Origin of the sequence: Glutamicibacter sp. TV12E (assembly GCF_052441935.1) — a bacterium.
In the GTDB taxonomy this organism is placed as follows: Bacteria; Actinomycetota; Actinomycetes; order Actinomycetales; family Micrococcaceae; genus Glutamicibacter.
Genome location: NZ_JBQVVF010000001.1, coordinates 1,226,756 through 1,251,503, shown reverse-complemented (window position 1 = coordinate 1,251,503; position 24,748 = coordinate 1,226,756). Strand labels below are relative to the sequence as shown.

The window sequence follows — 24,748 nt, the reverse complement described above, 5'->3', positions numbered from 1 at the left end:
GTGGCGCTTTTCTCGATGAGCTGCCCGCTATTTGCGGTGGCCGGTCGGCCATTCGCGCCGCGGGGCCGGGCTAGCCCAGCTGGGCGAAGGCCTCGCCGCGGGTCGCCGTGATCTCGATCCGGGCATCCATGGCCGAGGCATATCGGCGCAAGGTGGCTAGCTGGACCCGGTCCAGGTCGCCGGTTTCCATGCGGGCAATGCGGTCCGCCGGCAGCTTGAGCCGCGCAGCCATTTCGGCCTGGCTCAGGCTGGCTTCTTCGCGCAGGGCGCGCAATGAGAGCTTGCGCAGGCCGCTGCGGACGGTGCGCTGATGCTCGGCCACTGCCTCGCGTTGCTCCTTGGTCAATGCTTCAGGATCGGCAAACGCAAAACCCATGTATTCCGCCATTTCTCTCGATCGTGTTGGCCTGGCCAGTCCCATCTTCGAGGCTACGAGCCTGCGGCTCCAATGCCAACGGTTAAGCGGCAGCGGGCGCAAGGCGATCTGGTGAATTATGCGCGAACCTGCGGTGTCCCCACAAGAACCGGGTGCCCTCCGGTGCCGCAGCTGGGACGTATCCAGGGCCAAGGATTTACCAAAATGCTCCCAAAAGTAGATTGTGCATCGGCAACCGCGAACCTACCCTTAAAGCGACTCCCGCTAAGGAGCCCTCTGCAATGGATGTTGGAGGTTTTCACAATGAAGAAATGGACTCGGTGGCAAGACTGGGTCGGCGTCGCGGCCGGTATTCTGGCCGCAGTTTCAACCATGTGGCTTGAGGGAACCAGCACCTCGATGAGACTGATGGCGGCCTTCGGCCTGCTCATGGTGATCACCGGCGTCTGGAGCGTCATGATGCCACGCCTGGTTTCCATGCAATGGGCACTTGCCATCGCCAGCGCCCTGCTCTTCGCCTCGCCTTGGATGGGATCGTTTACCGATTTCGCCGGCGTTGCCTGGATGTCCTGGATCTGCGGTGGCGCCGGCGTCGTTGCCGGACTGCTTGCACTCGCCCCTGCTATTCAAATGCGCCATGCAACTGGTGGATCCCGGATGGCGCACTAAGAATCCGCGATTCCGATAGCCTGCCATCTGGGCGGGCTGGACGGCGGGTTAACGCCAAGAGGTGGCGTGCGCTCCTTGCGGAGCGCACGCCACCTCTTGAACAGAAGCCGAGTCTAGAAGACTTACTTCTTGGCAGCAGCTACAACCTGCAGGCGCAGGTTTGCAACGACGTCCTCGTGTACGCGAACGGTTGCGTTGTAGTTGCCAGTCGACTTGATGTGGTCGTTGACCTCGATGTTGCGCTTGTCGATCTTGCCCAGACCGGCAGCCTCTACGGCGTTAGCGATATCGGTGGTCTTGACGGTGCCGAACAGGCGGCCGTTGGAACCAGCCTTGATGGTGATCTTCACCGGCTGGGACTTCAGCTTGGCTGCAAGTGCCTGAGCTTCCTCAAGGTTTGCAACAGCGCGAGCGGCACGTGCAGCCTTGATCGACTCCACCTGCTTCTCACCGCCCAGGGTCCAGACGATTGCGAAGCCGCGTGGCAGCAGGTAGTTACGGGCGTAGCCGTTCTTTACCTCGACAATATCGCCAGCAGCACCGAGACCGGATACTTCGTGAGTCAGAATGATCTTTGCCATTTTGCTATCCCTTCTTCCTTAGCCGCGGCCAGCGCCGGAGTAAGGCAGCAGGGCTACTTCACGTGCGTTCTTGATAGCCTGTGCGATCTTGCGCTGTTCCTGAACGGAAACGCCGGTCACTCGACGAGCGCGGATCTTTCCGCGGTCAGAGATGAACTTGCGCAGCAATGCGGTGTCCTTGTAGTCGATGACGGTGATGTCAGCGGCCTTCAATGGGTTGGACTTTGGTTTGGGCTTACGGATTTCAGCCTTAGCCATCGTGGAGCTCCTTTAGCTTTGGAGCCCGCAGAGTGATCTGCGGGATGGTGAATAAATATTGTTTAGAAAGGTGGTTCGTCTGCGCCTGGGTTGCCCCAGCCGCCACCGTTGTTTCCGCCGGTGCTCCATGGGTCTGCGGCTGGAGCATTCCATCCGCCGCCCTGCTGCGGCTGCTGCTGACGCGGCGCCTGGGCTGGAGCACCTTGCTGTGGTGCGTTGGAGAATCCTCCACCGCCACCATTGCCGAAGCCGCCGTTGCCACCGCCGGAGCGCTGGGTGCGGGTGACCTTGGCGGACGCAAAACGGAGCGATGGGCCGATTTCATCGACCTCAAGCTCCATCACGGTGCGACGTTCGCCTTCCTTGGTGTCGTAGGAACGTGAACGCAAACGACCCTGGGCGATGACGCGCATGCCCTTGGTCAGCGTTTCAGCAACGTTCTCTGCAGCCTCGCGCCACACCGATGCGCGCAAGAACAGGGCTTCCCCGTCCTTCCACTCATTGGACTGGCGGTCAAAGGTGCGAGGAGTCGAAGCGATCGTGAAGTTCGCTACGGCTGAACCGGACGGCGTGAAACGCAGCTCCGGATCGGCGGTCAGATTTCCGATGACGGTAATAACAGTCTCGCCTGCCATTGACTCTCCTTAGAAAGATTGAACGTTTTTTCCTACGACGGAAGGTTGCGCGTAATTAAACGCGGGCCTCTTCCGGACGGGTGACCTTGTGGCGCAGGATCAGCTCGTTGATCTTCAGCTGGCGCTCAAGCTCAGCGGAAGCGGCTGGTTCTGCGGTGTAGTTCACCACTACGTAAGTGGCTTCTGCCTTCTTCTTGATCTCGTAGGACATCTTGCGACGACCCCAGACATCAACCTTTTCGATGGTGCCACCGTTGGAGCGAACAACCTCGAGGTACTTCTCGATGGTTGGCTCTACGGTGCGGTCATCGACCTCTGGATCAATGAGGACCATAAGTTCATAAGCACGCATGTGAACCCACCTCCTTTGGGCTAAACGGTCGCGGTATTTCCGCAACAGGAGGTTCTTGCGTTATCAGTGCACCAGACGCCCAAGTTTCGGGCATGCAGTAGCACAGACTTTTCAATCCTACCCGAGATCCTCGCGCAAGCATAAGCCTTCGTGTCCTAGATCATGGGCGGCTACTTCGAATCGATGGCCTGCTGCAGCCGCTGCCCGAAGACCGGCACCAGCGTGCTCATGTAGGTGTCGCTGATGTGGTGCTTATCCCGATAGATCAAAACATTGCCGACAACCACTGGGCAGGTCCCAGCAACGCAGAACTGGTCACTGAAGTCCAGGACCTTCACTCGCGGCTCCAGCTTGGCGGCGGCCTTGGTGGCGTCGCCCTTTTCGTAGGCCCCCTTTTCGGGGAATGAGCAGGCTTCGGGGTTATTGATGTTCTGCTCCACGCAGTCCCTGGCGTAGGAATCCTGGGGCGGCCGCGGGGTATCGACAATGGCATAGACCGGCAGGCCGGCATCTTCGAGCTTGCCCCACGCGGCCGCCAAGCCTTGCGCGGGATCGGAAACGAAGGTGGACCCGCCCCAGTTCGAGGTGATCACCGCGTCGATGTCTTTTCGCTTGGCCAGGTCATCCATGCTCTGCTCAAAGGCTTCGCTGCAGTTGATGCTTCCGTCTTGATCTGCCTTGCGCTGCGCTTCGCTAAAGGGGCACGAATTCTTCAGATAGGTAACAACCTTCCACCCCTTGCTGCGTGCGAAGCCGTTCAACGCCTCGAACCAGTGGGCGGCATGCGAATCCCCCACAAGCGCCACCGTAAAGGTCGCATCCTTGCTGCCGAACTCGCATTCCTTGATCTGGGTCGACTGCGGATTCTGCACGCAGCTGCCGATGTCGGGAAGATCCTTGGCGGCCTCGGCCGGCACCGGGACCACCTGGTGTTCGCCGGTGACAAAGGCCGGTGCGCCGTGAGCCAGCGATGCTGCACCGAAGCCTTCGGGCGGTTGCTCGGCCAGCGCGGTCGCCAACTGCTGCTCCTGTTCCACCATGCGCTGCTGGGCGATGCCCGGAAGCAATCCCGCCGTAGCGGCCACCGCGACCATGGCAGCACCGGCAATCAAGGACTTGGCCGGGGAAACAGCCAAAAAGCGCAGGTGGCGCATCGGCGTCTCCACGAATTTCAGGCTCGCCCATGCCAAGAGCAGGGAACCGGCCAATAGGGCGGCGGATTGCAGTGGCTTCGGCTTGCCTCCGGAGAGCTCGGTGTAAAAAACGATCAGCGGCCAGTGCCAAAGATAGAGCGAATACGAGGCAAGGCCCACCCATTGCACCGGCCACCAGTTAACGAGCTGGTGCAAAGAGCCGGGGCCGCGGGTGCTTCCGGCGGCAATGATCACCGCGCAGCCCAGTACCGGCACCGCCGCGGCAATACCGGGGAAGACGGTGGCTCCGTCATAGCTGAAGGCGGCGATTCCAATGGCACCCAATGCGACCAGAACGGCCAAATTTCGCGTGGACCACGCGGTCAACCACCGTGGAAGGCGCAGGGCATCGTTCTCATGCGCTTGCACGCCAAGCGCCAGCAATCCGCCAATGGCCAGCTCCCAGATTCGGGTGGTGGTCACGAAGTACCCTGCGGCGTCCCCGGAATATCCGGCGTACGCGGAGTACCCCAGCGACAAGAGGGCCACCGCACCAAATGCCAGCCACAACCACCGGCGGCGGGCGGCAAAATGATCCGAACGCGATCCGGGAACCTCGGGTTTGACCAGCCAGCACACCGCCAGGATCAACAGTGGCCAGAAGAGATAGAACTGTTCTTCCACGCCCAGGGACCAGAAGTGCTGCAACGGACCTGCCGCTTGCTCGGCGGCCAGATAATCAACGGAATCTGCGGCCAGCACCCAGTTCTGCACGGAGAAGGCCGAGGCCAAAGCCTGCAAGCCCAGTGTGCCCCATTGGGTCTTCGGGAAGATCATGAAGCTGGCGGCCACAACCACCAGGATCACGAGCATGGCGGCGGGCAGGATGCGCCGGGCTCTGCCGGCAAAAAACGCCGATAGCCTGATGCGGCCGGTGCGTTCGGCTTCGCGCAACAGGTGCGAGGTAATCAGGAAACCCGAGATGACGAAGAAGATGTCCACGCCGATATAGCCGCCGGGAACCACGTTGGGCTCCAGGTGGTAGGCGACCACTAGCAGGACCGCCAGTGCACGCAGCGCTTGGATTTCGGGTCTGAAATTATTGACCTGCACGGAATTCGAACTCATATTGTTCGATCTGACCAGCCTGGGATGAACAACAGGTAATCAATGGGCATCCGCGGGGAAAACTGCCGATGGGAAACCGCGTCTTCGTGCTTCCGGCGAAGCACCGGCAGCCGATAGCCTGGGCAAGCCCAGCATGGGCATTAGTTGCGCTGCTGCTTTTCCCGGATGAGGTCCAAGGCGAGGACAGAACCGATGATTGCTTGCCGCTGCTGCGTGCCAAGATTGCTGGCCAGCTGCAAGGCATAGGTCGACTTGCCCATCAGCGCGTTGCCCATTCCGGACCATTGGCGCGTGACCGTGCCCAGTACGCCTTGGGAACCGGTGATCTGGAAATCAAAATCCCACACGCTGCCACGCAGATCCAGATCTTCACCAAGCATCGAAATGGTGACGCGGGTCTTGAACAGGGTGATCCGCTTGACCAGACTCGCCAGCGGGCCGCCATTTCCGTCGAAGATCTCAAAGCGGTCGCGCCCCATGGTCATGGTGTCCTTGACCTTGATCACCGGTTTCTCCGGCCCGTCGAAGACTGTCAGCTCCCGCGCGCCGGCGAACATCCGCCCCAGCGCACTGCCCCCGGTCTCGACATGGGCAACCTGCATGCCGTGGGCGTCAAGGATTGCAAAATCATTCTTCGAGAAATTCTTTGTCTGCTGAAAAATGAGCATGTCTTGGCCAAAAATCGTCATGCTGATGATTATGCCACCGATTATTTCCTGCCAATAGCTGGGCGTGGATACGCAAAAGACCGGCATCGCCACCGGCCTTTTGCGATGCAGGAACTACGCTGAGAAGAACTCGCGAGCCACCTTGGACAGGTACCAAGGGTCATCCACGCCGCACATTTCACGGGCCGAGTGCATGGACAGCAGGGCAACTCCCACGTCGAGGGTGCGAATGCCCAATCGGGTGGCGGTCAATGGGCCGATCGTCGAGCCGCACGGTACGCGGTTGTTGGACACGAACTCCTGATAAGGAACTCCGGCGCTCTCGCACCAGTTGGCAAAGGCCGCAGCGCCCACCGCGTCGGTGGCATAGCGCTGGTTGGCGTTGATCTTCAGCAGCGGCCCGGCGTTCACCTGTGGCCGGTTGGCCGGGTCATGGCGTTCTGGGTAGTTCGGGTGCACCGCGTGGCCTGCATCAGCAGAGAGGCATACCGAATTGGCCAGCGCCCGCGCCTGGTCTTCCACACCGGCGCCCAGCGAAGCCTGAATCCGGTTGATCAGTTCTTCGAGGAAGGGGCCGCAGGCCCCCGAACGGGAACTGGAGCCGAGCTCTTCATGGTCAAAAGCAGCCAGCATGGCAATGTGCTGGCCCGCCGGCTTCCGCGAGTAGCCGGTCAGTGCGATGATTCCGGCGTGCACCGAGGTGAGGTTGTCGAGCCGGCCGCTGGCGAAGAAGTCCTTCCCTTGGCCAAAGACCTCGCCGCGTTGCGCCGGGGCGGTGAGGATGTCGTATCCAGCTACCTGTGCTGGGTCCACACCGGCAGACTCGGCAAGGACCGCCAGGATATCGGCGTCTGCCAAGTCCCCTGCGCCGAAGATGGGGTTGGTGTGGGTCTGCTTGTCCAGGTTAAGACCCTCATTGACCTGGCGATCAAGGTGGATGGCCAGCTGCGGGATGCGCAGGATTGGCTGCGTCTGGGCCAAGTGCTCGGTGCCGTCCTTGAGCACCAGGCGGCCAGCGAGAACCAGTTCGCGATCCAGCCAGGAGTTGAGCAGCGGGCCGCCGTAGACCTCAACGCCGGCCTGCCACCAGCCGTTGGACCCAGTGGTCGGCTTTGGCTTGAGCTTGAAGCCCGGGGAATCGGTATGGGCACCAAGGATATGGAACCCGGAAGTCGCGGTGGCGGCCTCTGGCTGAACCCACGCGATAATCGCGCCGTCGCGCACCACGTAATAGGATCCGGGACCGAGATTCCAGGCGTCAGCTTCGTTCAAGCCGGTGAACCCGACAGCATCCAGCCGCTTGGCGGCCGTTGCTGCCGCGTGGTAGCTGGAAGGGGAAGTTGCGACGTATTCGGCCAGGTCTGCAATGTGGGCCATTGCTGCGGCTTGTGCCATAGCTGGTTACTCACTTCTTTCTGTCATCGTCTCGCTGAAATCCAGGATGAGGTTCCCGCCTGGATGATCGGTTTGCTCTCCAGCTTAGTCTCACGGTGCCCGGTTGCCGGCGGATCAGCCGTTCCAGGGCCCGCCAATAACCGCCCAGACACCTGCATCTGATGCTTGACTTGGAGCCTAGCGTCGGCAAAGCTGAAGGCACAGCGGGAGACTACGAAAGCGAGATCATCATGAGTGCATCTGATCCAACCCCAGAGCCGCGCAGCTTGCCTGTGGAGCCTGACAATGGCGTGCAGGTTAATTCCGGTGAACACGCAGTCCAACCGCGGGCACCAAAACCCGGCAAGGCTCCACGAGAAGTGCCAGAGCCCAAGGAAAAGCTTCCGGTAACCAAGCTGGGGCGCATCTGGACCGCTACCGTCTTGGGCATCATCGTGCTGATCCTGCTGATCATCTTCATCGCACAAAACCAGGACCAGGTGACCCTGAGGTACTTTGCCTATGAAGGCCAGGTCAATCTGGGCTTGGCGCTCTTCATTGCCGCCGTGGGCGGTGCCCTGGTAGTGGCCATCGCAGGAGTGGCTCGGGTAATCCAGCTACGCGCCACTGCGAAGAAGAAGCGCAAGGCAGCCAAGCGCAAATAACGCTTCGGGCCGCTGGCCGCCGAGTTTTCACTTCGGCAGCCAGCGGCCCCTTTTTGCTTGCGGAATCAGTAATCTAGCCCCTGGGAAGGGATAACCAGTCCCGTTTCATAGGCGTAGACCACTGCCTGGACTCGATCGCGCAAATGCAGCTTGGTCAAAATCCTGCGCACGTGCGTTTTCACGGTCGCTTCAGACAGGAAGAAGCGATGCGCAATTTCCGCATTCGACAACCCTTCGGCGAGCGCCCGCAGCACTTCTTGCTCACGTGGAGTGAGGTCATCAAGCAGGGGGTCGCGTGGAGCTTCGGCAGGCTGCCCTGCATGGGCCTTGCCGCCATTGCGGACGTAGGTTTCCAGCAACCGCGCGGTGACACGCGGCGCCACCACGGCATCTCCGGAGGCCACCAGGCGCACGGCGTGAACCAGTTCCTCTGGAGCCACGTCCTTGAGCAGGAATGCGCTGGCACCGGCCTGCAACCCGGAGAAGGCGTATTCATCAAGGTCAAAGGTCGTCAGAATAATGATCTTGGTATCCGGGTGTTCCTTCGCGATGCGTTCGGTGGCTTCGATGCCATCCATTTTGGGCATGCGGACATCCATGAGCACCACGTCCGGCTTCAGCACCGCAGTCTGCGTCAACGCATCCAGGCCATCGGCGGCTTCACCGGCAATGGCGATATCTTCCTCGCCTTCGAGAATCAACCTGAATCCCATGCGCAACAGCGGCTGGTCATCAACCAGCAAGACTTTAATTTTCTCTTCCACGCCTATTCCTTCGCTGTTTTCTGCTTGGCGATCTTCACGTCGCATTCGGGAACCTTCAGCACCGCTTTAACTATCCATCCGCCACTGGCTACCGGGCCGGCTTCAACGTTCCCCTCGAAAAGTGCTGCCCGTTCGCGCATGCCTCGCAGTCCCCGGCCGCTTCCGACGCTTGGCACCCTGGTGGCATCCCCGTTATCCATGACTTCCAGCCGCAGTTCATCGCGCCGCCGTTCCAAACGTACCTGCACATCGCTGACGTTGCGGGCATAGCGCAGCGAGTTGGTCAGGGATTCTTGGATCATGCGGAAGACCGTCAACTGGAAGGTGGTGTCGTCGGGCAGTTCTCCCCCGGTTTGGGTGAAGGTGATGGGCAGCCCGGCGGTGCGGAAGCCCTCGAGCAGTTGTTCGACATTGCCGCCGGTAGGTTGCGGTTCCAATTCGCCCGTCTCGTTTTGACGCAGAACTCCCAGCATGCGGCGCATATCCGCCAAGGCGGCCCTGCCAGTGCCCGAAAGCTCATTAAGCACTTCGTCGGCACGGATCTGATCCCGCTTGGCCACAACCCTTGCCCCCTCGGACAAGGCGATCATCACGGACAATGAATGGGCCACCACGTCATGCATCTCCCGGGCAATGCGGTTACGCTCTTGAACCTGAGCCAAGCTGGATACCTGGCGGGCCCAGTGGTTGAGTTCAGCCTCGTGAATTCGCGCATTGCGCACGTTCATGCCAACTGCGGCCGCGGCAATGTAGAAACCAATGACAAAGCTGCCCGAAATGCCGATGATGATTCGGCTGAAGGTTGCTTCATCAATGCCGTCGCTCGGATCCAGCTCCATCCCCGCCATGTCAGGGAAGCCCATCAGCACCATGAGCACCACTTGGAAGCTGCCGGCCAGCACGGCCAGGGGAATGGTGCGCTTGGCCGAATAGCTGGTGGCCACCGTGTACAGGGCAATGATCATCCCCATGCCGCCTAAGCCACCCTGCGGGCCTGCGATGATCAAGGCTACGCATTCAAAAACGAACACCAGGATGATGACGGTCATCGGCGCTTTTCGGCGATAGAGCAGTGCGGCACTGACCGCCAGCGTGATGACCAGCAAGCCGGTGGCGTTGGCTCCCGGCATGGCCGCGGCTACCAGGACTCCTGGCAGGGTGAGCAACAGGTACAGCACCACGGCGCCGATGACCACCAAGCGGGGGTGGGTGCGCAGGTAACGGCGCAACCGGCCCATCCGCTTGGCGGTCAGTTCGTCAAAGGAGGCAACAGTTTCCTGCAGCGTCTGTTGGGTCATGGTTCCAGTGTAGTTTTCTCGGCCATTGCGCCGATTACTTGATGTCCCGCTTGGCGAGCAATACTGCGCCGAGGGCCAATGGGATGATGATCCATCCGGCGACGCCGGCCAGCTGCTGCCAGAGTTCCAAGTCGGTTGGCACGCTCAGTGGCGTGGCCAACGACAGCCCCAGCTGGTCAGGCAGGAAGGCCGAGATGTTCTTGGACCAGTCCACGAGGGTTCCGAGGATCGCCGTGATGATCGGCAGGACAAAGAACACGCCGGCCAAAATCGTGATTCCACCGGCCGAATTGCGCAGCAGGACGCCCAGGGCCAAGCCGATCAGGGCCGCCATGATCACGGCCAAGGTGCCGTACCACAGCACCGACTGGAAGGATTCGCTGCCGAATTCCAGGACCAGGTCGTACTTTTCGGCAATCGGCTTCGCCACGACAAAGGCCAGGAGGCTGGATACCAGTTGCGTCAGGCCGGTCAGCAGCACAATCAGGACAATCTTTGCTGACATCACGCGCCCTCGTTGCGGACTGGCCAAGAAGGTGCTGACAGCCGACCCGGTGGTGAACTCGCCGCTGAACAGCAGCACCCCCAGCACGCCCAGAATCAGTTGGCTGAAGACCAGGCCGGAGCCGAGGGTCTCACTGGCAAAGCCTGGCTGCGTCATGGCACCCATGCCTTCCATCTGGCTGACATCGCCCATGCTCTGCAGCAGCGATCCCACGCCCCAAGTGCCAATGACGGCGATCGCCGCATAGAGCAGCACCGCCAAGGCAAGCAGGATTGCGGTGGACTTCAACGCGAACATGCGGATCGCTTCGCTGCGAAGCGCCCCGGCGAAAGTGACCTTGCCGCGCAGCGGCGCTTCAATATGAGTAGTCATCTTCTTCTACTTCCCGCCGCTGTGCTCGGCAACAATATTCGAATTGTATTCCACGGCGTCCCGGGTCAATTCCATGTAGGCATCTTCCAAAGTGCGCTGCAGTGGCCGCAGCTCGCTGAGCGCCACGCCGGATTCCAGGGCGCGGCGCCCGATGATTTCCGAATCCGGGCCGGTGACCTCCAGGGTCTGGCCGTCAATGCGCCGCAGCTGTATGCCTTCAGCGCTCAACGCATTCATCAATGCGTCGATATCCGATGCGCGAACGATCGTCTGGGCCAGCCCGTTATCAATGAATTCGCTGATCGGAGCATCGGCCATGATGCGTCCGCGGCCAATAACAATGAGGTGGTCTGCGGTTTGCGCCATCTCGCTCATCAAGTGCGAAGAGATGAACACGGTTTTACCTTCCGCCGCCTGCTGGCGGGCGAGGTTGCGCACCCAGGCCACGCCTTCGGGGTCCAGCCCATTAACCGGTTCGTCGAGGATCAGCACCTGCGGGTCACCCAGCAGCGCGGTGGCGATGCCCAGGCGCTGGCCCATGCCCAGGGAGAACCCGCCGACCTTCTTGCGCTGCACGCCGCTCAGTCCGGTCAGTGCCAAGGCTTCATGGACCCTGGAGCTGGGCAATCCGGCGGTGGCCGCCATGGCCCGCAAATGGGCCAACGGGGTGAGCGACTTGTGCACGGACTTGGCTTCCAGCAAGGTGCCAACCTCGGTCAGCGGATGCCGGGACTTCTTGAAGTCCCGCTGGTTCACCAGCACCTGTCCGCTGGTGGGAGCCGCCAATCCGACGATCATCCTCATGGTGGTGGATTTGCCGGCCCCGTTGGGGCCGAGGAAGCCGGTTACCTTTCCGGGTTGCACCGTGAACGACACCTGGTCGACCACGGTTTTATTGCCGTATCTCTTCGTCAACTGCTGAGCCTGGATCATATCTCCAGCCTAGAAAAAATGGGACCAAGATGAACCGCCCCGAGTGCTGATCTTCTGGTCACTCAAAAGGGTGAGTGCGCCGGGCCGAAGCAGCGATGGCATGCACCCGTTGGTGCATGCCATCAATGTTTGCCGCGCATCATCAGAATCCGGCCCGGGTGGCCAAGAAGATCATCCCGGCCAGGCCCACGGCGAAGGGCAGGGCCAGCAGGATCATGAGCTTGAGCTGGTCTCGGGCGATCGCCACGCACTCGCGCAGGAACGCGCTAGGCCGATAGTAGGCAGCCGTCTTTCCGCCGAAGGCGCGCGCTTCCAGGCCCATCTGGCGCGATGCCAATGCGGCTCGCAGCGCATGGTAGTCGCTGGTGACCAGCCACAGCTGGCCCTCCGGCTGGCGTTCACGCACCAGGGCATTGGAGAAATCCAGGTTCTCCACGGTGTCCTTGGCCCGGTCCTCAATCAGGATCTGCGATTCGGGGATGCCCTGCTCACGCAGATAGCAGGCCATGGACGCGCCTTCGGGTTCCTGTTCGTCGTGCCCCTGTCCCCCGGTGGGAACCATCAGCAGTTGCGGCTCGGCTTGCGAGGCGTAGAGCTCGATGGCCTTGTCCAGCCGGCCGCGCAGCAAGGGGGTGACCTTCCCGTTGATGGTGCGCGCCCCCAGTATCACCGCGGCTGCCCCACGGGTTTTGGCCGGGAACCTGGCGTGCACCCACGCATAGAGCAGCATCATGGCGAAGAGGCTGGCAGTGAACACCGAAGCCATGAACAAGATGAACGCGAGCGAGTAGGTCCACCAGGTATTGATCCGCACCAGCAGCACCGCGATCACCGGAAGGATGAACACCAGCACCCCGGCCGCCAGGGACAGCAGGTTGGGGATCCTGGCTCCTTCGCGCCGCCACATCAACACGCCGTTGTAGATCAATGCCACGCCGAAGACCACCACGATCAGTGGGGTCAATACCAAGACGATGGCAATGAGGAACCCGAAGCCCGGCACCAGGGTGCTCAGCAGATCCACAACGGCGGCAATGCTGCACAGCGCCAAGGGGAACAGCAATGCGGCCAGGCCCAGCCGGCGCGGATCTTTGCAGTATTGCCAAATGAACACCGCCCAGAGCACTGCAAGCAGGGCCCATCCTGCGAGTTGAACCAGTAGTTCCTCCATTGTCGACTATTCCACCGATTTCCAGTCGTTGATGCGGTATTCGCGTTTGAGCATTGATTGGGCTCCGAGGTATCCGCCCATGCCATGCACCGATGGACCGGGAGGGGCCGCCGACGAGATAAGGTACAGCCCCTTGGACTTCAGGTACCAGGGATCCAGGGAAACCCGTGGCCGCTTGATGGTGCCCAGCAGATCCATGGTGCCTCCCGACAGGTCTCCGCCGATCAGCGCGGCGTTCTGCCGCTCGAGGTCCTTGGCGGTGACCACATGCGCTTCGAGGATGATCTCGGAAAAGCCCGGGGCGGCCCGCTGGATCATCGACTGGATCTCGTGGCGCATATCTGCCGGCGAATCGAGCGGAACATGGCAGTAAGCCCAGATGACGTGCTGGCCGGCTGGCGCGCGCGAGTTATCGAACTGCGAGGGCTGGGCCACGATGATGAAAGGAGCCGCCGATCCGCGATGGGCGGCCGCACGCTCGGCCTTGCCGACCTGTGCGGCGGTACCGCCAAGATGCACCGTGCCGGCGGCGGACAGCGCCTGATCCCGCCATGGCACCGGTTCGGAGAGCACAAAGTGGACCAGGCAGCTGCCCGGCGAGCGCCTGGTAGTGGACAGGGCCCGGGAAAGCTGTTCGGGCAGGTGGCCGGCGCTGAGCTTGGCGGCATCTTCGGCGGAGGTGTCGAACAGGATGTTCTGCGCGGCCAGCTCATCAATGTGGTTCACCCGCACACCGGTGTGGATCTGCGCGCCATGGGCCGTGGCTTCGGCGGCCAGGGCATCGCTGATGGCCTGGGAACCGCCGCGCGGAATCGGCCAGCCCTTGGCATGGGCCGTCGCGGCGAGGAACAACCCGGCACCGGCGCTGGCCGGTCCGCGCGATCCGCCGGCCACATGGGCCGAGCAGCCCGAGTACAGTGCGGCGGCCTTCTCGTACTTCGTGGAGAGCACTTCCTTGAGCCCCATGCCGCCCACCGTGGCGGCGGCGAAGGCGGCCAGGGCCTGCGGATGACGCGGGATCTTGAGCAGCGAGTCGAGCAGGGTGGCGCTGATCCCGTCGATCTGGTGGACCAGCGGTTCAAGCAAGCGGCGATACATCCGGCCTTCTGCCCCGCCCAATGCTTCGGCGGTGCGCTCCAGATCCTTGTAGGCGTACGCGGTGCGCCCATCGAGCACATGGGCGAAGGACAGTTCCGGGGTGATGAATTCGACGCGCTCGTGGACCCCCAGTTCGCGCATGGCCGGGGATTGCATGGCCATCGGGTGCACGGCGCTGCCCAGGTCGAAGATCGCCTGGGAGCCGTTCAGCGATTGGGTCCTGGCTGCCCCTCCGATGCTGTCGTTGGCTTCATAAACCTGGACAGCCAGTCCTGCCCTGGCGACCACGGCGGCCGCGGCCAGCCCGTTGGGTCCGGCCCCGACAATGGCGACGTCGATCATTTCCCGCTCCCAGCAGGCTGGTGCCGCTTTGTCGCTCCCGGCCACAGCGAGCGCAGGGTGGTCTTGTCCGGCAGTCCGGCAAATTCGCCGGCCAGCGGGTCATCCTGGCCGACCGCACGGATCGGGTCGCGCCGCGGGTCAAGGATTGAGCGCGCCACCAGGTACATCAGGTAGCCGAGCATGAGCATGTGGGCCAGCACCAGCACGACGTATCCAGCCTCCGGGAAGGCCTTATGCGGGTCCTCGGCGGAGAAGGAATCGAGATAGTTCCAAAGTCCATAGAAGTGGGCGATCTCCACCAGCATCCAGATCACGAATTCGCGCCAGCGCGGCAGGGCCAGCACGAACAGCGGAATCAGCCAGACGATGAACTGCGGCGAGTAGACCTTGTTGACCATGACAAAGGAGGCGATGATCAAGAAGGCCATCGAGCCCAGCCGCGGAGTGCGCCGGGAGTACAGGCCCAGCAGGGCAACGCCTATGCAGCACAGGAAGAAGAGCACCAGCCCGTACCGCGAAATCTGCTCCGCCTCAAAACTCGGCATGCCGGGGTTCTTGGCCGCCACCACATTCCAGGCGTGCCAGAAGCTGGAGAGGCCCGCGCCGCGTTCCGAGGAGAAGCTGAAGAAGTGCATGAAGGATTTGGGGAAGGCCAGCGCGTAGGGCAGGTTGACCAGCACCCAGGTGGCTGCTGCTGTTCCCCCGGTGATCCAGAAGGTCTTGAGCCGGCCGGTGCGGATGGCCAGCACCAGGATCGCACCAAGGATGAAGAAGGGGTAGATCTTCATAGCAGCGCCCAGGCCGATCAGGATCCCGGCCAGGGCCGTGTGCTTGCGCGCAAAGGCAAGCATGCCGGCAGCCAGCAGGGCCACGGCCCACATGTCCCAGTTGATGCTGCCGGCCAGGATGATCCCCGGGGCTATGGCCACCATGGCGGCATCCCAAGGACGCCGCCCGGCCATGCGCACGGTGCACAACACGGTGATCATCCAGAGGATCGCCACCAGCACCAGGTTCATGTCGAAGTACAGCAGCGAGCGGTTGGCCACCGATTCGGGCACGATCGAGGCCACCGCGGACGCAACCGCGCTCATGAGCACCGGATACTCGAATTCGGCGCTGGAGCTAAAAGGCGCCCAGGGGTTTTCCGCGAATCCGCGAGCGCCGAACAGCGGCACCCAGTCGCTGTAGCAGGCGTAGAGGTAGGGGTTGTTGCCGCCCCAGCCGTTGATCCTGCACGGGTTCTTGGCCAGCAGCATCAGCAGGGCGCCGAACGTGGTCATCAGGATGATGACTCGCTCCACGCTGAAGAATCCCGGGTCTATCCGCCCCGGATCGCTGCGCCGGCCCAACGGGCCGCCGATCAGTGCCGTGAACTGGCGGAGGAAGCCGTCCGCGCGTGATGGCACGGTAATACGCAGGGGGCCACGCCGGGGCGGTGGCTGGTTTGGCTCGTGCATACCCACCAGCCTAGATGTTTTGTTGGCGCCTACCGCTGCGCACACCCGGGTTTCGCGTTAACTATCGGCTTCGCCCCGCTGGCCAAGCCCGCCACCCAGGTCTCATCGATGCCGCTAAAATGCTTGCTGACCTCACTATCAGCAAATATGCAGGCGATTACACCGCGACTTCACCCCTCGTTTACCTAAATACTCCCGATTGGTTAACTAGGGCCCATAGCGTCATATCCGTGAGCAAAACCAATCAGCCACATGCCATGGCGATCATCCCCGCACGGGGAGGTTCCAAGGGCATCCGGCTCAAGAACCTGCGTGAGATCGGCGGCAAGTCGCTGCTGGGACGCGCCATTGAATCAGCCAAGGCCGCGAGTACAGTCAGCGACGTCGTGGTCAGCACCGATCATGAGCAGATCAAGGCCGAAGCACTGCGCTACGGCGCTCGCGTCGTTGACCGGCCGGCAGACATCGCCGGGGATACGGCCAGCAGCGAGTCGGTTCTGCAGCACGTCCTGGCCAACACGCAGTCCACGCCGTCGGTGACGCTCTTCATCCAGTGCACCAGCCCGCTGATCGATCCAGCGGATCTGGATGCGGCCATCACCACGGTCGCCTCCGGAAAAGCGGAAGTCAGCTTCGCAGCGGTGGCCGACCACGGTTTCCACTGGGCTGTTGGCGAGAACGGCGAAGCGGTAGCGGTGGGGCACGAAAAGCTGCACCGCCCGCGCCGCCAGGACCGCGAACCGCGTTTCCGCGAAACCGGGGCGTTCTACGCCATGGACACCGAAGGCTTCCTGGCCGCTGGGCACCGGTTCTTCGGCCGGGTCCAGGTCCACGAGGTCCCGGGCGAGCACGGGATCGACATCGATACCGAGGCCGATCTGCTGCTGGCGGAACTGACGCTCCCCGATGAACCGGCACCGATCAGCGTGGATGCGGTCATCACGGATTTTGATGGCGTGCACACCCCGGACACCGCCTATGTCGATGAGCACGGCACCGAAACCGTGCGCGTCTCACGCTCCGATGGCATGGGCGTAGCCCGGCTTCGGGCCGCCGGAGTGAAGTTCCTGATCCTCTCCAAGGAGGCCAACCCGGTGGTTGCCGCCCGGGCCGCAAAACTCAAGGTTGAAGTGGCCCACGGCATCGAGAACAAGGCCGAATACCTGGCCCAGTGGCTGGCCGACGAGTCGATCAACCCGGCGCGCGTGGCCTACGTCGGCAACGACATCAACGACCTCGGCGCCATGAGCCTGGTTGGCTGGCCCATCGCCGTGGCCGATGCCAACGAGCAAGTACACCGTGCTGCTCGCCACCGGCTGTCCCGCAAGGGCGGATACGGGGCGGTGCGAGAACTGGCCGAACTGGTCCTCGCAGCACGCTAACCCGCAAATTTTTCCAAGTTTCACCCAATGAAAGGCAAATCAATGACCTCCGTGACCACCGAAATCAAGCCAGTTGCCATCGGCGAATCCCTGCTCGGCGCTGGCCAGCAGGTCTACGTCATCGGCGAAATCGGCATCAACCACAATGGTGATATCGAAATCGCCAAGCAGCTGATCGACGTTTCGGCCGAGGCCGGCGCCAACGCGGTGAAGTTCCAGAAGCGCACCCCGGAAATCTCCACCCCGACCGACATGCGCGACAAGATCCGCTCCACCCCATGGGGCGACATGACCTACCTGGACTACCGCTATCGCGTCGAGTTCGACCAGGCGCAGTACAAGGAGCTCATCTCCTACGCAGCCTCCAAGGGCCTGCACGCCTTCGCTTCCCCATGGGACGTTCCTTCGGTTCAGTTCATGGAAGAGCAGGGTGCAGTCACCCACAAGGTCGCTTCCGCATCGGTCACCGACATCGAGCTGCTCAAGGCGCTGGCGCAGACCGGCAAGCCGATCATCCTGTCCACCGGCATGTCCACCATCGAGCAGATCGACAAGGCCGTGGAGACCCTGGGCACCTCGAACCTGGTCATGATGCACGCCACCAGCACCTACCCGCTGCCTCCCGAAGAAGCCAACCTGCGCATGATCGAAACCCTGCGCGAGCGCTACCAGGTTCCAGTGGGCTACTCGGGCCACGAGCGCGGCCTGCAGATCTCGCTGGCAGCAGTGGCCCTGGGCGCCGTCACCGTGGAACGCCACATCACCCTTGACCGCACCATGTGGGGCTCGGACCAGGCCTCGAGCCTGGAGCCAAAGGGCTTCGAGTCGCTGATCCGCGACATCCGCATCCTCGAGCAGGCCATGGGCGACGGCGTGAAGAAGGTCTTCCCGGGCGAGCTGGCTCCACTGAGCCGCCTGCGCCGCGTCGACGCCTAATCACTGCCAGGTATCCGGCGGTTGGACTCACCGACGGGTCCAACCGCCGTTTATTTATGTCTGCATAAGGAAGGCCGAGAAGAAGACATGGACTTGATCCCCGGGCGCATCTCCGTGGTTATCCCCGCCTACAACCAAGAAGCATATATTTGTGATGCCCTCTCATCGCTGACTCGGCAAAAGCTGGGACGCTGGGAGCTGGAAGTGCTCGTGGTTGATGACGCATCCGACGACCAAACGGCCGCGCTGGTGCGCAGCTACCAGGACCGGCTTCCGGGCCTGCAGCTGATCAGCCTGCCCGAGAACTCCGGGGTATCCGCGGCCCGCAATGCCGGGCTGGAACAGGTCACCGGCGAATATTTCACTTTCCTCGACCCTGACGACTGGTACTCTTGCGAGCACCTGATGACCTTGGCCGAGTCGCTGACTGAGCTGCATGTCGACTTCGTGCGCTGCGACCACGTGCGGGTCACCGGCACCAACCGCGTGATTCACCGGGCCCCGCAGGCGCTGCGCGGCATGCCGCTGGACCCAGCCGATGATATCGAGCCGGTCGATTCGCCGTCCATGGTGGACTACACCTTCGTCTGGGCGGGCATGTACCGCACCGAGCTGATGCGAACGCAGGAGCTGTACTACTTCGACTCGCAGCTGCACAGCGCCGAGGACCGGTTGTGGCTCTGGAAACTGCACTTGACTACCAGCAAATATGCGGTCGTTTCCTCTCCCGGAGTCTTCTATCGGCGCGGCCTGCCTGGTTCGCTGACCCAGGTCTTCGACCAGCGCCAGCTGGGTTTCATCCCTGCCTACGCGCAGATCCTCAACGAAGTACGGCTGCATCCGGATGCCGAACGGCACCTGCCCAAAGCCATGCGGCAGTTCTTTGCGATCGTGTGCCATCATGAGAAACGGGCGAAGAATTATCCGCCCGAGGTCCGCCTGGAAATGAAGCAAAAGCTGCGCCAGGTGTTCACCACCATTGACGCGCCTTTGGCACGCCAGGTGGCACTCGAAATGGACGTCGCCCGTCGCCGCCATATCCTCTCCTTCCTGCAGCCAGGTCAGATCGGGGCCGCCAAGTGATCGCACTGATTGAAGCCAGCAGCTACTTCCAGCTTGCTTCTCTGGCCGCGATGGCCGATGCAGGACTGCTTCCCGATGCTGATGAACGGGTATTGGTCCTGGCCAACGGTTCACAGGTCCCGGAATTGACGACACCGCTGGATCAGGTCCCGGGCTTTGAAAAGCTGGCAGCTCGTTTCGACCGGGTCGTGGACTTCGCAGCTCTGGCTGCCCCGCGCCGACCTTCCCAGTTCAACCCGCGCGAGGACGAGCTGCACATCTTCGAGCGGCTTCTGCGCAGCGCCTGGGATCTTGGTTCCGAGCCGCTGACCCTCGTTCTGGAATCCGTCCAAGTCAACCCGGCTCGGGCACTGGCCCGCATCTTCTTCGAAGCCCAGCTGTGGGTGCATTCCGACGGGCTGATGTCCTACGGGCCAACCCGCAATCGGCTGCCGATGCCGCTGCGCCAACGCTTGATGGGGACCATCCACGTTGATCTGGTTCCCGGGTTGGAGCCGCACCTGCTGGCCGAGCTTCAGCCGGTCCGCAAGGTCCTGCGGGCCCAGCAGCTGGAGCGGATCTTCACCGAGCTGGCCGAGGAAGCGCACTTCGAGCTTCCCGGTTCAAGCGCGCTGATTCTTGGCCAATACCTTGGATCCCTTCGCCTGATGGACTCGGATGAAGAGTTCGAGCTGCATGTGCAGATGCTTCAGGAAGCCCTCGACCGCGGCCTGGATACGGTGCTGTTCAAGGCGCATCCATCAGCAAGTGCCACCTCGGCGGCACGGCTGGCCAGTGTCGCTGAGCAGATGGGCCTGGATTTCCGCCTGCTGGACACCGATCACCTGGCCGAAACCGTGATCGCCTCGGCCCGGCCAGAAGTGGTCATCTCCTGCTTCTCCACCGGCCTGGCCACCGCCAAGTACATTCTGAACACCGATGTCCATGCGGCAGGCACCGGAGCGATGCTCCAGGCACTGGCACCCTATGAGAATTCAAACCGGATTCCGCTCTCGATCATCCACGCACTGTTTGTCCAAGGCGTTCCGGCTCCGGCACACAGCGACGGCGATGACCAGCTCTCGAAGCTGCTGGTGGCCGTGGCCTACTGCATGCAGGCGGTCCAGCTGCCTCAGCTGCGCGAACCTGCCGCCGAATTCCTGGGCGTCCACTACCCCGAGTTCTCCGCCCACTTCAAGCGCCGCCGGATCACCAAGCTGGATTTGCCGCCGCGCTGGGTGCATCTGGCATCGCGCCGCACCTTCCCGTCCAGGGTCCGCGGAGCCTCGCGCCGGGTATTGCGAAAAGGGTCGAAGCAGCTGGAAACATTGTCCAAATCCCTCAGCCGACTGGCAAAATGACCCTCATCATGATGAAACTGACCCAGCACGACACCCATGAGGTTCCGCGTCCGCGATTCGGGACCGCTCATGTGTGGGTCGAGTCCCCGCTGCAGCTGCTCTCCGCCGTGGAAACCCACGCCGCGGGGCTGCTGGGCACGGATATCCGGGTTGTTCCACGCCTTGGCATGCCCTTGGAGGCCACTACCCAGGCGCTGCTCAACCATGCTCCGGCCGGGGTGCACTTCGAGCCAGCGGCCCGCAAGCCTCCGCAGCCCAAGAGCTCCTCGGACCGGTATGTCACCGGCGATGCCTACTCGGGCAAGGTGCAGCGCAGCTTGCTGGCCGGGGTAAAGGCCAAGGAAATCATCATCATCGATGACGGGCTGGCCACCTTGGCGCTGATCAAGCAGCTGATCAGCGACTCCCCCACCCCGTTGGTTCGCGCTCGAGCCAAAAACTCGGCGGCCCGCATTGCCATGGGCCTTGCCACCTGGCATCGCCTGCGCCAGCTGGCTCGCGAAGACCGCTTGCTGATTGTTTCCGCGCTCTTTGTGGATGCTGCAACGCGCTCGAAGATGGCTGATCTGGGGATCAAGTTCGCCCAGCACAAGTTCGAGTGGCTGGCTACCCAGCCGGTCGCAGAGAGCTTTGCCGAACCGACCTTGCTCATCGGATCCGCCATGGTTGCCGATCAGCTGATTCACGAGCAGCCATATTTGCGGTGGATCGAGGGCATTGCCGCAGACGGACCGGTTGCGTATTTCCCGCACCGGCGTGAAACCCCGGAACTGCTGGAGAAGATCTCGAAGATCGACCAGGTGGTCCTCAAGGAACATACTGTCCCGATTGAAATGCGCCTGCGGGTGCTGCGTCCGGGGCAGGAAATCCGGGCCCTGCCTTCTACCGTGATCCCTTCCCTTCGGCTGCTTTTGGGCCCGGATTCCAGATGCCTCTATCCCCAGGCGGTCCCCGATAACTGGTGGACCGAAGGTACCGACCCCGAGTTGCGTGAGCACCTATCCAGTTCGTTGAAGGTGTGAAGCCGCTAATGAAACCCTCAGTTCTTGCTATTGCCGACTCTGATTCCTATCTGAAGCTGGCCACAAGTTTTTTGCATCGCTTGGGTCCCGAATGGGACCGCAAGGTATATCTGGCGCGCACTCCGGTAATGCCCACCGAACAACAGATTTCAGCAGCCTTTGAAGGCACCGATCTGGATCCGCAGATGCTCGAGGTCATCCAGCTCTCGCAGTTGGAAGCTGATTCGGTCCAGGAAGACATCATCTTCGCTTCGGCGACAGGTCCTGTTGTTGCCGAAATCTATTCGCGGATCCTGCGTACCGAACCAGTTGATGGGCGCCGTACTGCCTTGATCTCGGCTTTGCCCGGTGTTGCCTACCCTGCCACGCAGAAGGGTTGGAACTATCGTCGAGCCGGCGATGCCTTTATCTGCCATTCGCATGCCGAGGCCCGCGATTTTTCGTTCATGACCGAATCCCATGCCGGGCACCAGCCGACCATCATGGTCAGCAAGCTCCCGTTCTTGAACTGCACGGGATTCCCTCCAGCCCAGGAAAAGATGGTCAATCGCCTGGTCTTCGCACCGCAGGCCAAGGTTCCCGAGACCGCCGAACAGCGCGAGTCGATCCTGCTTGCGCTGGAGCAGGCCAGCAAGATGAATCCGGGTCTCGAGGTCGTGGTCAAGCTCCGTGCCAAGGCTGGAGAACCACAGACCCACCTCGAGGCCCATCCATACGACAGCCTTTTCACGCAGCTGCAGTCGCGCAACAGGATCAGTGCCGAATCACGAATCCAGTTCGATACCGGATCCATGAGCGAAGCCCTCGTTCCCGGCAGTGCCCTGGTCACCGTGTCTTCCACTGCTGCCTTGGAATCCTTGGACCGCGGCTTGCCAACAATCGTGCTTTCCGATTTTGGCGTGAACAGGCAAATGATCAATACCGTCTTTGTCGCTTCCGGGATCATCGGCGAATTGGAAGATGTTGTTTCGCTGAACTTCGGAGAGCCCAGCAAAGCGTGGCTGCGGGAAAACTACTTCCACCGCATGGATCGCAGCTTCTTTCAATCATTGGAGTTCCTGGCCCGCCGGGCGAACGGTGGAAAGCTGCGTACCGATCCGGAAGTGCTGGCCTTCATCCGCCGCCAGCCGCTGCGCCATCGACTGCGTACGGCGTTGCCATCGCCAGTTGTGAAGGTGCTGCTGAAAATGCGTCATGGCTACCGATACTCACGTAGCCACCGAACCAGAAGCCTGTCATGATCAAATAGTGCTTTACTCATGACTTCCCTTCTGGTTTTCTTATTCAGGGTTAGTCATGATCAATTAGCCTTTTAGTAATGTACACAAATTACTGCCAGAGTCCATGGGGGTCCTTCCCTTATGGACTCTTTAGGCAACTGCCGTGAACCGCGACCAGGTGATAACTGCACAGGTTGGGAATGTTCTGAACACATTAGGACTTAAGATCAATATGGGCCTAATTTCAGGACACGTCTTTGACGTGCCCGAATGCCCGAAGATTTGTACATTTCAATAAGGAGCTCATGTGTCGGCCAATCCGATCCGCGTTGCCATTGTTGGCGTAGGAAACTGCGCCACGTCCCTTGTCCAAGGTGTCGAGTACTACCGAAATGCGGACGTGGAGTCCACCGTTCCGGGACTCATGCACGTGCAATTCGGCCAGTACCACGTTGGAGACGTACAGTTCGTTGCCGCCTTTGACGTTGACGCGAAGAAGGTCGGCCTCGATCTTTCTGAAGCCATCCTGGCCAGCGAAAACAACACCATCAAAATCGCCGACGTGCCTGCTACCGGCGTGACGGTCCAGCGTGGCCATACCCTTGATGGACTCGGCAAGTATTACCGCGAAACTATCGAAGAGTCCGACGCCGCGCCTGTAGACGTCGTCCAGTCCCTCAAGGACAACAACGTCGACGTGCTGGTTTGCTACCTGCCGGTTGGTTCAGAGCAAGCCGCCAAGTTCTACGCCCAGTGCGCCATCGATGCAGGCGTGGCCTTTGTCAACGCACTGCCAGTGTTCATCGCCGGAACCCCAGAATGGGCAAAGAAGTTCACCGACGCCGGCGTGCCCATCGTCGGCGATGACATCAAGAGCCAGATCGGTGCAACCATCACCCATCGCGTCATGGCCAAGTTGTTCGAGGACCGCGGAGTGGTGCTTGACCGCACCTACCAGCTGAACGTGGGCGGCAACATGGACTTCAAGAACATGCTCGAGCGCGATCGCCTGGAGTCAAAGAAGATTTCCAAGACCCAAGCCGTCACATCAAACACGTCGGCAAAGCTGGCCGCTGACGATGTCCACATCGGGCCGAGCGACTTCGTTGCCTGGCTCGATGACCGCAAGTGGGCTTTCGTGCGCCTCGAGGGACGAAACTTTGGCGATGCCCCGGTGAACCTGGAGTACAAGCTGGAAGTCTGGGATTCCCCGAACTCCGCGGGTGTCATCATCGATGCCGTGCGCGCCGCCAAGATCGCCCTTGATCGCGGCATCGGCGGGCCGATCTTGTCGGCTTCGAGCTACTTCATGAAGTCGCCGCCAGAGCAGTACGATGACGAAACTGCACGCAACAAGGTCGAAGCCTTCATCCGGGGCGACGTGGAACGCTAGGCCTTTCGCTCAAACGGTACGCGATGATGGGCCAGGACTTTTGTCCTGGCCCATTGTCGCACTTGGAACTGTTCCCAGACGCGGAGAAGCCCGCCGGCTTGCAGGCCGGCGGGCCTCTGGGCACTAATATGCGAGATCATAGTGGGTACCTCTTATTCAATTTGTGGGCAACGGTAATGGCGTTGTGCCCACCTAGCGAATACGAAGGTACATTTCTACAGGCACGTGATTCTTGAGTTCACGCTCTCGCATTCGGCGATTGAATTCCGTGCTGTCAACGTTTTTCAGCTTGCTGCTGTCTTGACGCTTTCTCATTTGCTTTCCCTCCCTTCATTCACAGTTGAAGGGGAGGGAAGATCCTGGCGCGTGGTAGAAACGGCGCGAGCTTTCAGGCTTTCTGGACCAGCGAAGATAAGTTCCGAGGTGCGAACTGCCCGTTGAGCGGACGAGGAGTACAGGGTGCTAGACATGAAAAAAGTTCCTAAGGTGAGAGTCGATTACTGACCTGCAACCTCAGGAACTGGGTGGGATTCACCGTAGTCTAGGAAACCACTGTTCCGGAGGTTGGAGAGACAAAGCCGTAATTGCCG

General features: G+C 61.4%; 24 protein-coding genes. 9 read left to right on the top strand and 15 right to left on the bottom strand.

Translation table 11 applies throughout. The features are described from left to right. Positions 1–70: 70 nt before the first annotated feature. Positions 71–388 (bottom strand): helix-turn-helix domain-containing protein, encoded by a 318-nt coding sequence (locus tag ACT7DV_RS05755; RefSeq protein ID WP_444661276.1) that lies wholly within the window; start codon positions 386–388, stop codon positions 71–73. A gap of 291 nt (positions 389–679) precedes the next feature. On the opposite strand from ACT7DV_RS05755, the gene ACT7DV_RS05750 reads away from it, so the two are divergent. Further along, positions 680–1,045: an SPW repeat domain-containing protein gene (locus ACT7DV_RS05750; protein ID WP_444661275.1), complete on the top strand. Its 366-nt coding sequence runs from the start codon at positions 680–682 to the stop codon at positions 1,043–1,045. 122 nt (positions 1,046–1,167) lie between these two features. Here the strand turns inward: ACT7DV_RS05750 and rplI are convergent, their stop codons facing one another. The 7 genes from rplI to ACT7DV_RS05715 form a co-directional block, all read right to left on the bottom strand. Further along, positions 1,168–1,626, bottom strand: a complete 459-nt coding sequence (gene rplI, locus ACT7DV_RS05745; RefSeq protein ID WP_060703201.1) for a 50S ribosomal protein L9 — start codon at positions 1,624–1,626, stop codon at positions 1,168–1,170. A gap of 18 nt (positions 1,627–1,644) precedes the next feature. After that, a complete protein-coding gene (rpsR, locus tag ACT7DV_RS05740; protein ID WP_013350683.1) occupies positions 1,645–1,884 on the bottom strand; it encodes a 30S ribosomal protein S18 in 240 nt (79 codons plus the stop codon). A gap of 62 nt (positions 1,885–1,946) precedes the next feature. Next, the gene (locus ACT7DV_RS05735) at positions 1,947–2,519 is read right to left on the bottom strand and encodes a single-stranded DNA-binding protein (protein ID WP_060703202.1); all 573 of its coding nucleotides are present in this window, start codon (positions 2,517–2,519) and stop codon (positions 1,947–1,949) included. Positions 2,520–2,574: 55 nt separating this feature from the next. Next, positions 2,575–2,871: a 30S ribosomal protein S6 gene (gene rpsF, locus ACT7DV_RS05730; RefSeq protein WP_060703203.1), complete on the bottom strand. Its 297-nt coding sequence runs from the start codon at positions 2,869–2,871 to the stop codon at positions 2,575–2,577. Positions 2,872–3,041: 170 nt separating this feature from the next. Then, the gene (locus tag ACT7DV_RS05725; RefSeq protein WP_444661274.1) at positions 3,042–5,132 is read right to left on the bottom strand and encodes an acyltransferase family protein; all 2,091 of its coding nucleotides are present in this window, start codon (positions 5,130–5,132) and stop codon (positions 3,042–3,044) included. A gap of 140 nt (positions 5,133–5,272) precedes the next feature. Then, on the bottom strand, positions 5,273–5,821 hold the full coding sequence (locus ACT7DV_RS05720) for an LURP-one-related/scramblase family protein (RefSeq protein ID WP_444661273.1): 549 nt from the start codon (positions 5,819–5,821) through the stop codon (positions 5,273–5,275). Between the two features lie 93 nt (positions 5,822–5,914). Then, positions 5,915–7,195: a M18 family aminopeptidase gene (locus tag ACT7DV_RS05715; RefSeq protein ID WP_444661272.1), complete on the bottom strand. Its 1,281-nt coding sequence runs from the start codon at positions 7,193–7,195 to the stop codon at positions 5,915–5,917. A gap of 230 nt (positions 7,196–7,425) precedes the next feature. Here ACT7DV_RS05715 and ACT7DV_RS05710 point away from each other — a divergent pair, with 230 nt between their 5' ends. Then, positions 7,426–7,839 (top strand): LapA family protein, encoded by a 414-nt coding sequence (locus ACT7DV_RS05710; protein ID WP_444661271.1) that lies wholly within the window; start codon positions 7,426–7,428, stop codon positions 7,837–7,839. A gap of 65 nt (positions 7,840–7,904) precedes the next feature. On the opposite strand, the gene ACT7DV_RS05705 is transcribed toward ACT7DV_RS05710, so the two are convergent. From ACT7DV_RS05705 to ACT7DV_RS05675, 7 genes are all read right to left on the bottom strand, one after another. Further along, a complete protein-coding gene (locus ACT7DV_RS05705; protein ID WP_444661270.1) occupies positions 7,905–8,648 on the bottom strand; it encodes a response regulator in 744 nt (247 codons plus the stop codon). Next, a complete protein-coding gene (locus ACT7DV_RS05700; protein WP_444661269.1) occupies positions 8,606–9,901 on the bottom strand; it encodes a sensor histidine kinase in 1,296 nt (431 codons plus the stop codon). Before ACT7DV_RS05700 ends, ACT7DV_RS05705 begins: the two co-directional genes overlap by 43 nt. A gap of 34 nt (positions 9,902–9,935) precedes the next feature. Continuing rightward, the gene (locus tag ACT7DV_RS05695) at positions 9,936–10,778 is read right to left on the bottom strand and encodes a hypothetical protein (protein ID WP_444661268.1); all 843 of its coding nucleotides are present in this window, start codon (positions 10,776–10,778) and stop codon (positions 9,936–9,938) included. Between the two features lie 6 nt (positions 10,779–10,784). Continuing rightward, on the bottom strand, positions 10,785–11,711 hold the full coding sequence (locus ACT7DV_RS05690) for an ABC transporter ATP-binding protein (protein ID WP_444661267.1): 927 nt from the start codon (positions 11,709–11,711) through the stop codon (positions 10,785–10,787). Between the two features lie 142 nt (positions 11,712–11,853). Beyond that, positions 11,854–12,882: a YdcF family protein gene (locus ACT7DV_RS05685; protein ID WP_444661266.1), complete on the bottom strand. Its 1,029-nt coding sequence runs from the start codon at positions 12,880–12,882 to the stop codon at positions 11,854–11,856. 6 nt (positions 12,883–12,888) lie between these two features. Further along, on the bottom strand, positions 12,889–14,322 hold the full coding sequence (locus ACT7DV_RS05680) for a phytoene desaturase family protein (protein ID WP_444661265.1): 1,434 nt from the start codon (positions 14,320–14,322) through the stop codon (positions 12,889–12,891). Next, entirely contained in the window at positions 14,319–15,782 is a 1,464-nt protein-coding gene (locus ACT7DV_RS05675; RefSeq protein WP_444661264.1) for a glycosyltransferase family 87 protein, read from the bottom strand. The genes ACT7DV_RS05680 and ACT7DV_RS05675 overlap by 4 nt, the downstream gene beginning before the upstream one ends. A gap of 230 nt (positions 15,783–16,012) precedes the next feature. On the opposite strand from ACT7DV_RS05675, the gene ACT7DV_RS05670 reads away from it, so the two are divergent. From ACT7DV_RS05670 to ACT7DV_RS05640, 7 genes are all read left to right on the top strand, one after another. Further along, a complete protein-coding gene (locus ACT7DV_RS05670; RefSeq protein WP_444661263.1) occupies positions 16,013–17,164 on the top strand; it encodes a cytidylyltransferase domain-containing protein in 1,152 nt (383 codons plus the stop codon). Between the two features lie 42 nt (positions 17,165–17,206). Continuing rightward, the gene (locus ACT7DV_RS05665) at positions 17,207–18,100 is read left to right on the top strand and encodes an N-acetylneuraminate synthase family protein (RefSeq protein WP_444661262.1); all 894 of its coding nucleotides are present in this window, start codon (positions 17,207–17,209) and stop codon (positions 18,098–18,100) included. Positions 18,101–18,187: 87 nt separating this feature from the next. After that, positions 18,188–19,183 carry a glycosyltransferase family 2 protein gene (locus ACT7DV_RS05660; protein ID WP_444661261.1) on the top strand — a complete coding sequence of 332 codons (996 nt, stop codon included), beginning with the start codon at positions 18,188–18,190 and terminating at the stop codon, positions 19,181–19,183. Further along, complete coding sequence (locus ACT7DV_RS05655) at positions 19,180–20,523, top strand: polysialyltransferase family glycosyltransferase (RefSeq protein ID WP_444661260.1); 1,344 nt, start codon at positions 19,180–19,182, stop codon at positions 20,521–20,523. The genes ACT7DV_RS05660 and ACT7DV_RS05655 overlap by 4 nt, the downstream gene beginning before the upstream one ends. 8 nt (positions 20,524–20,531) lie before the next feature. After that, positions 20,532–21,545 carry a hypothetical protein gene (locus tag ACT7DV_RS05650; protein WP_444661259.1) on the top strand — a complete coding sequence of 338 codons (1,014 nt, stop codon included), beginning with the start codon at positions 20,532–20,534 and terminating at the stop codon, positions 21,543–21,545. Positions 21,546–21,553: 8 nt separating this feature from the next. Next, positions 21,554–22,786, top strand: coding sequence for a DUF6716 putative glycosyltransferase (locus ACT7DV_RS05645; RefSeq protein ID WP_444661258.1), 1,233 nt, complete (start codon positions 21,554–21,556; stop codon positions 22,784–22,786). A gap of 286 nt (positions 22,787–23,072) precedes the next feature. Further along, entirely contained in the window at positions 23,073–24,158 is a 1,086-nt protein-coding gene (locus ACT7DV_RS05640; RefSeq protein ID WP_444661257.1) for an inositol-3-phosphate synthase, read from the top strand. The last annotated feature ends 590 nt before the right edge of the window (positions 24,159–24,748 follow it).

What these genes read in the sequence shown, in the direction of transcription:
- ACT7DV_RS05755 (WP_444661276.1), bottom strand. Translation starts at nt 388, where the DNA reads ATGGCGGAATACATGGGTTTTGCGTTTGCCGATCCTGAAGCATTGACC.
- ACT7DV_RS05750 (WP_444661275.1), top strand. Translation starts at nt 680, where the DNA reads ATGAAGAAATGGACTCGGTGGCAAGACTGGGTCGGCGTCGCGGCCGGT.
- rplI (WP_060703201.1), bottom strand. Translation starts at nt 1,626, where the DNA reads ATGGCAAAGATCATTCTGACTCACGAAGTATCCGGTCTCGGTGCTGCT.
- rpsR (WP_013350683.1), bottom strand. Translation starts at nt 1,884, where the DNA reads ATGGCTAAGGCTGAAATCCGTAAGCCCAAACCAAAGTCCAACCCATTG.
- ACT7DV_RS05735 (WP_060703202.1), bottom strand. Translation starts at nt 2,519, where the DNA reads ATGGCAGGCGAGACTGTTATTACCGTCATCGGAAATCTGACCGCCGAT.
- rpsF (WP_060703203.1), bottom strand. Translation starts at nt 2,871, where the DNA reads ATGCGTGCTTATGAACTTATGGTCCTCATTGATCCAGAGGTCGATGAC.
- ACT7DV_RS05725 (WP_444661274.1), bottom strand. Translation starts at nt 5,132, where the DNA reads ATGAGTTCGAATTCCGTGCAGGTCAATAATTTCAGACCCGAAATCCAA.
- ACT7DV_RS05720 (WP_444661273.1), bottom strand. Translation starts at nt 5,821, where the DNA reads ATGACGATTTTTGGCCAAGACATGCTCATTTTTCAGCAGACAAAGAAT.
- ACT7DV_RS05715 (WP_444661272.1), bottom strand. Translation starts at nt 7,195, where the DNA reads ATGGCACAAGCCGCAGCAATGGCCCACATTGCAGACCTGGCCGAATAC.
- ACT7DV_RS05710 (WP_444661271.1), top strand. Translation starts at nt 7,426, where the DNA reads ATGAGTGCATCTGATCCAACCCCAGAGCCGCGCAGCTTGCCTGTGGAG.
- ACT7DV_RS05705 (WP_444661270.1), bottom strand. Translation starts at nt 8,648, where the DNA reads ATGCGACGTGAAGATCGCCAAGCAGAAAACAGCGAAGGAATAGGCGTG.
- ACT7DV_RS05700 (WP_444661269.1), bottom strand. Translation starts at nt 9,901, where the DNA reads ATGACCCAACAGACGCTGCAGGAAACTGTTGCCTCCTTTGACGAACTG.
- ACT7DV_RS05695 (WP_444661268.1), bottom strand. Translation starts at nt 10,778, where the DNA reads ATGACTACTCATATTGAAGCGCCGCTGCGCGGCAAGGTCACTTTCGCC.
- ACT7DV_RS05690 (WP_444661267.1), bottom strand. Translation starts at nt 11,711, where the DNA reads ATGATCCAGGCTCAGCAGTTGACGAAGAGATACGGCAATAAAACCGTG.
- ACT7DV_RS05685 (WP_444661266.1), bottom strand. Translation starts at nt 12,882, where the DNA reads ATGGAGGAACTACTGGTTCAACTCGCAGGATGGGCCCTGCTTGCAGTG.
- ACT7DV_RS05680 (WP_444661265.1), bottom strand. Translation starts at nt 14,322, where the DNA reads ATGATCGACGTCGCCATTGTCGGGGCCGGACCCAACGGGCTGGCCGCG.
- ACT7DV_RS05675 (WP_444661264.1), bottom strand. Translation starts at nt 15,782, where the DNA reads ATGCACGAGCCAAACCAGCCACCGCCCCGGCGTGGCCCCCTGCGTATT.
- ACT7DV_RS05665 (WP_444661262.1), top strand. Translation starts at nt 17,207, where the DNA reads ATGACCTCCGTGACCACCGAAATCAAGCCAGTTGCCATCGGCGAATCC.
- ACT7DV_RS05660 (WP_444661261.1), top strand. Translation starts at nt 18,188, where the DNA reads ATGGACTTGATCCCCGGGCGCATCTCCGTGGTTATCCCCGCCTACAAC.
- ACT7DV_RS05650 (WP_444661259.1), top strand. Translation starts at nt 20,532, where the DNA reads ATGATGAAACTGACCCAGCACGACACCCATGAGGTTCCGCGTCCGCGA.
- ACT7DV_RS05645 (WP_444661258.1), top strand. Translation starts at nt 21,554, where the DNA reads ATGAAACCCTCAGTTCTTGCTATTGCCGACTCTGATTCCTATCTGAAG.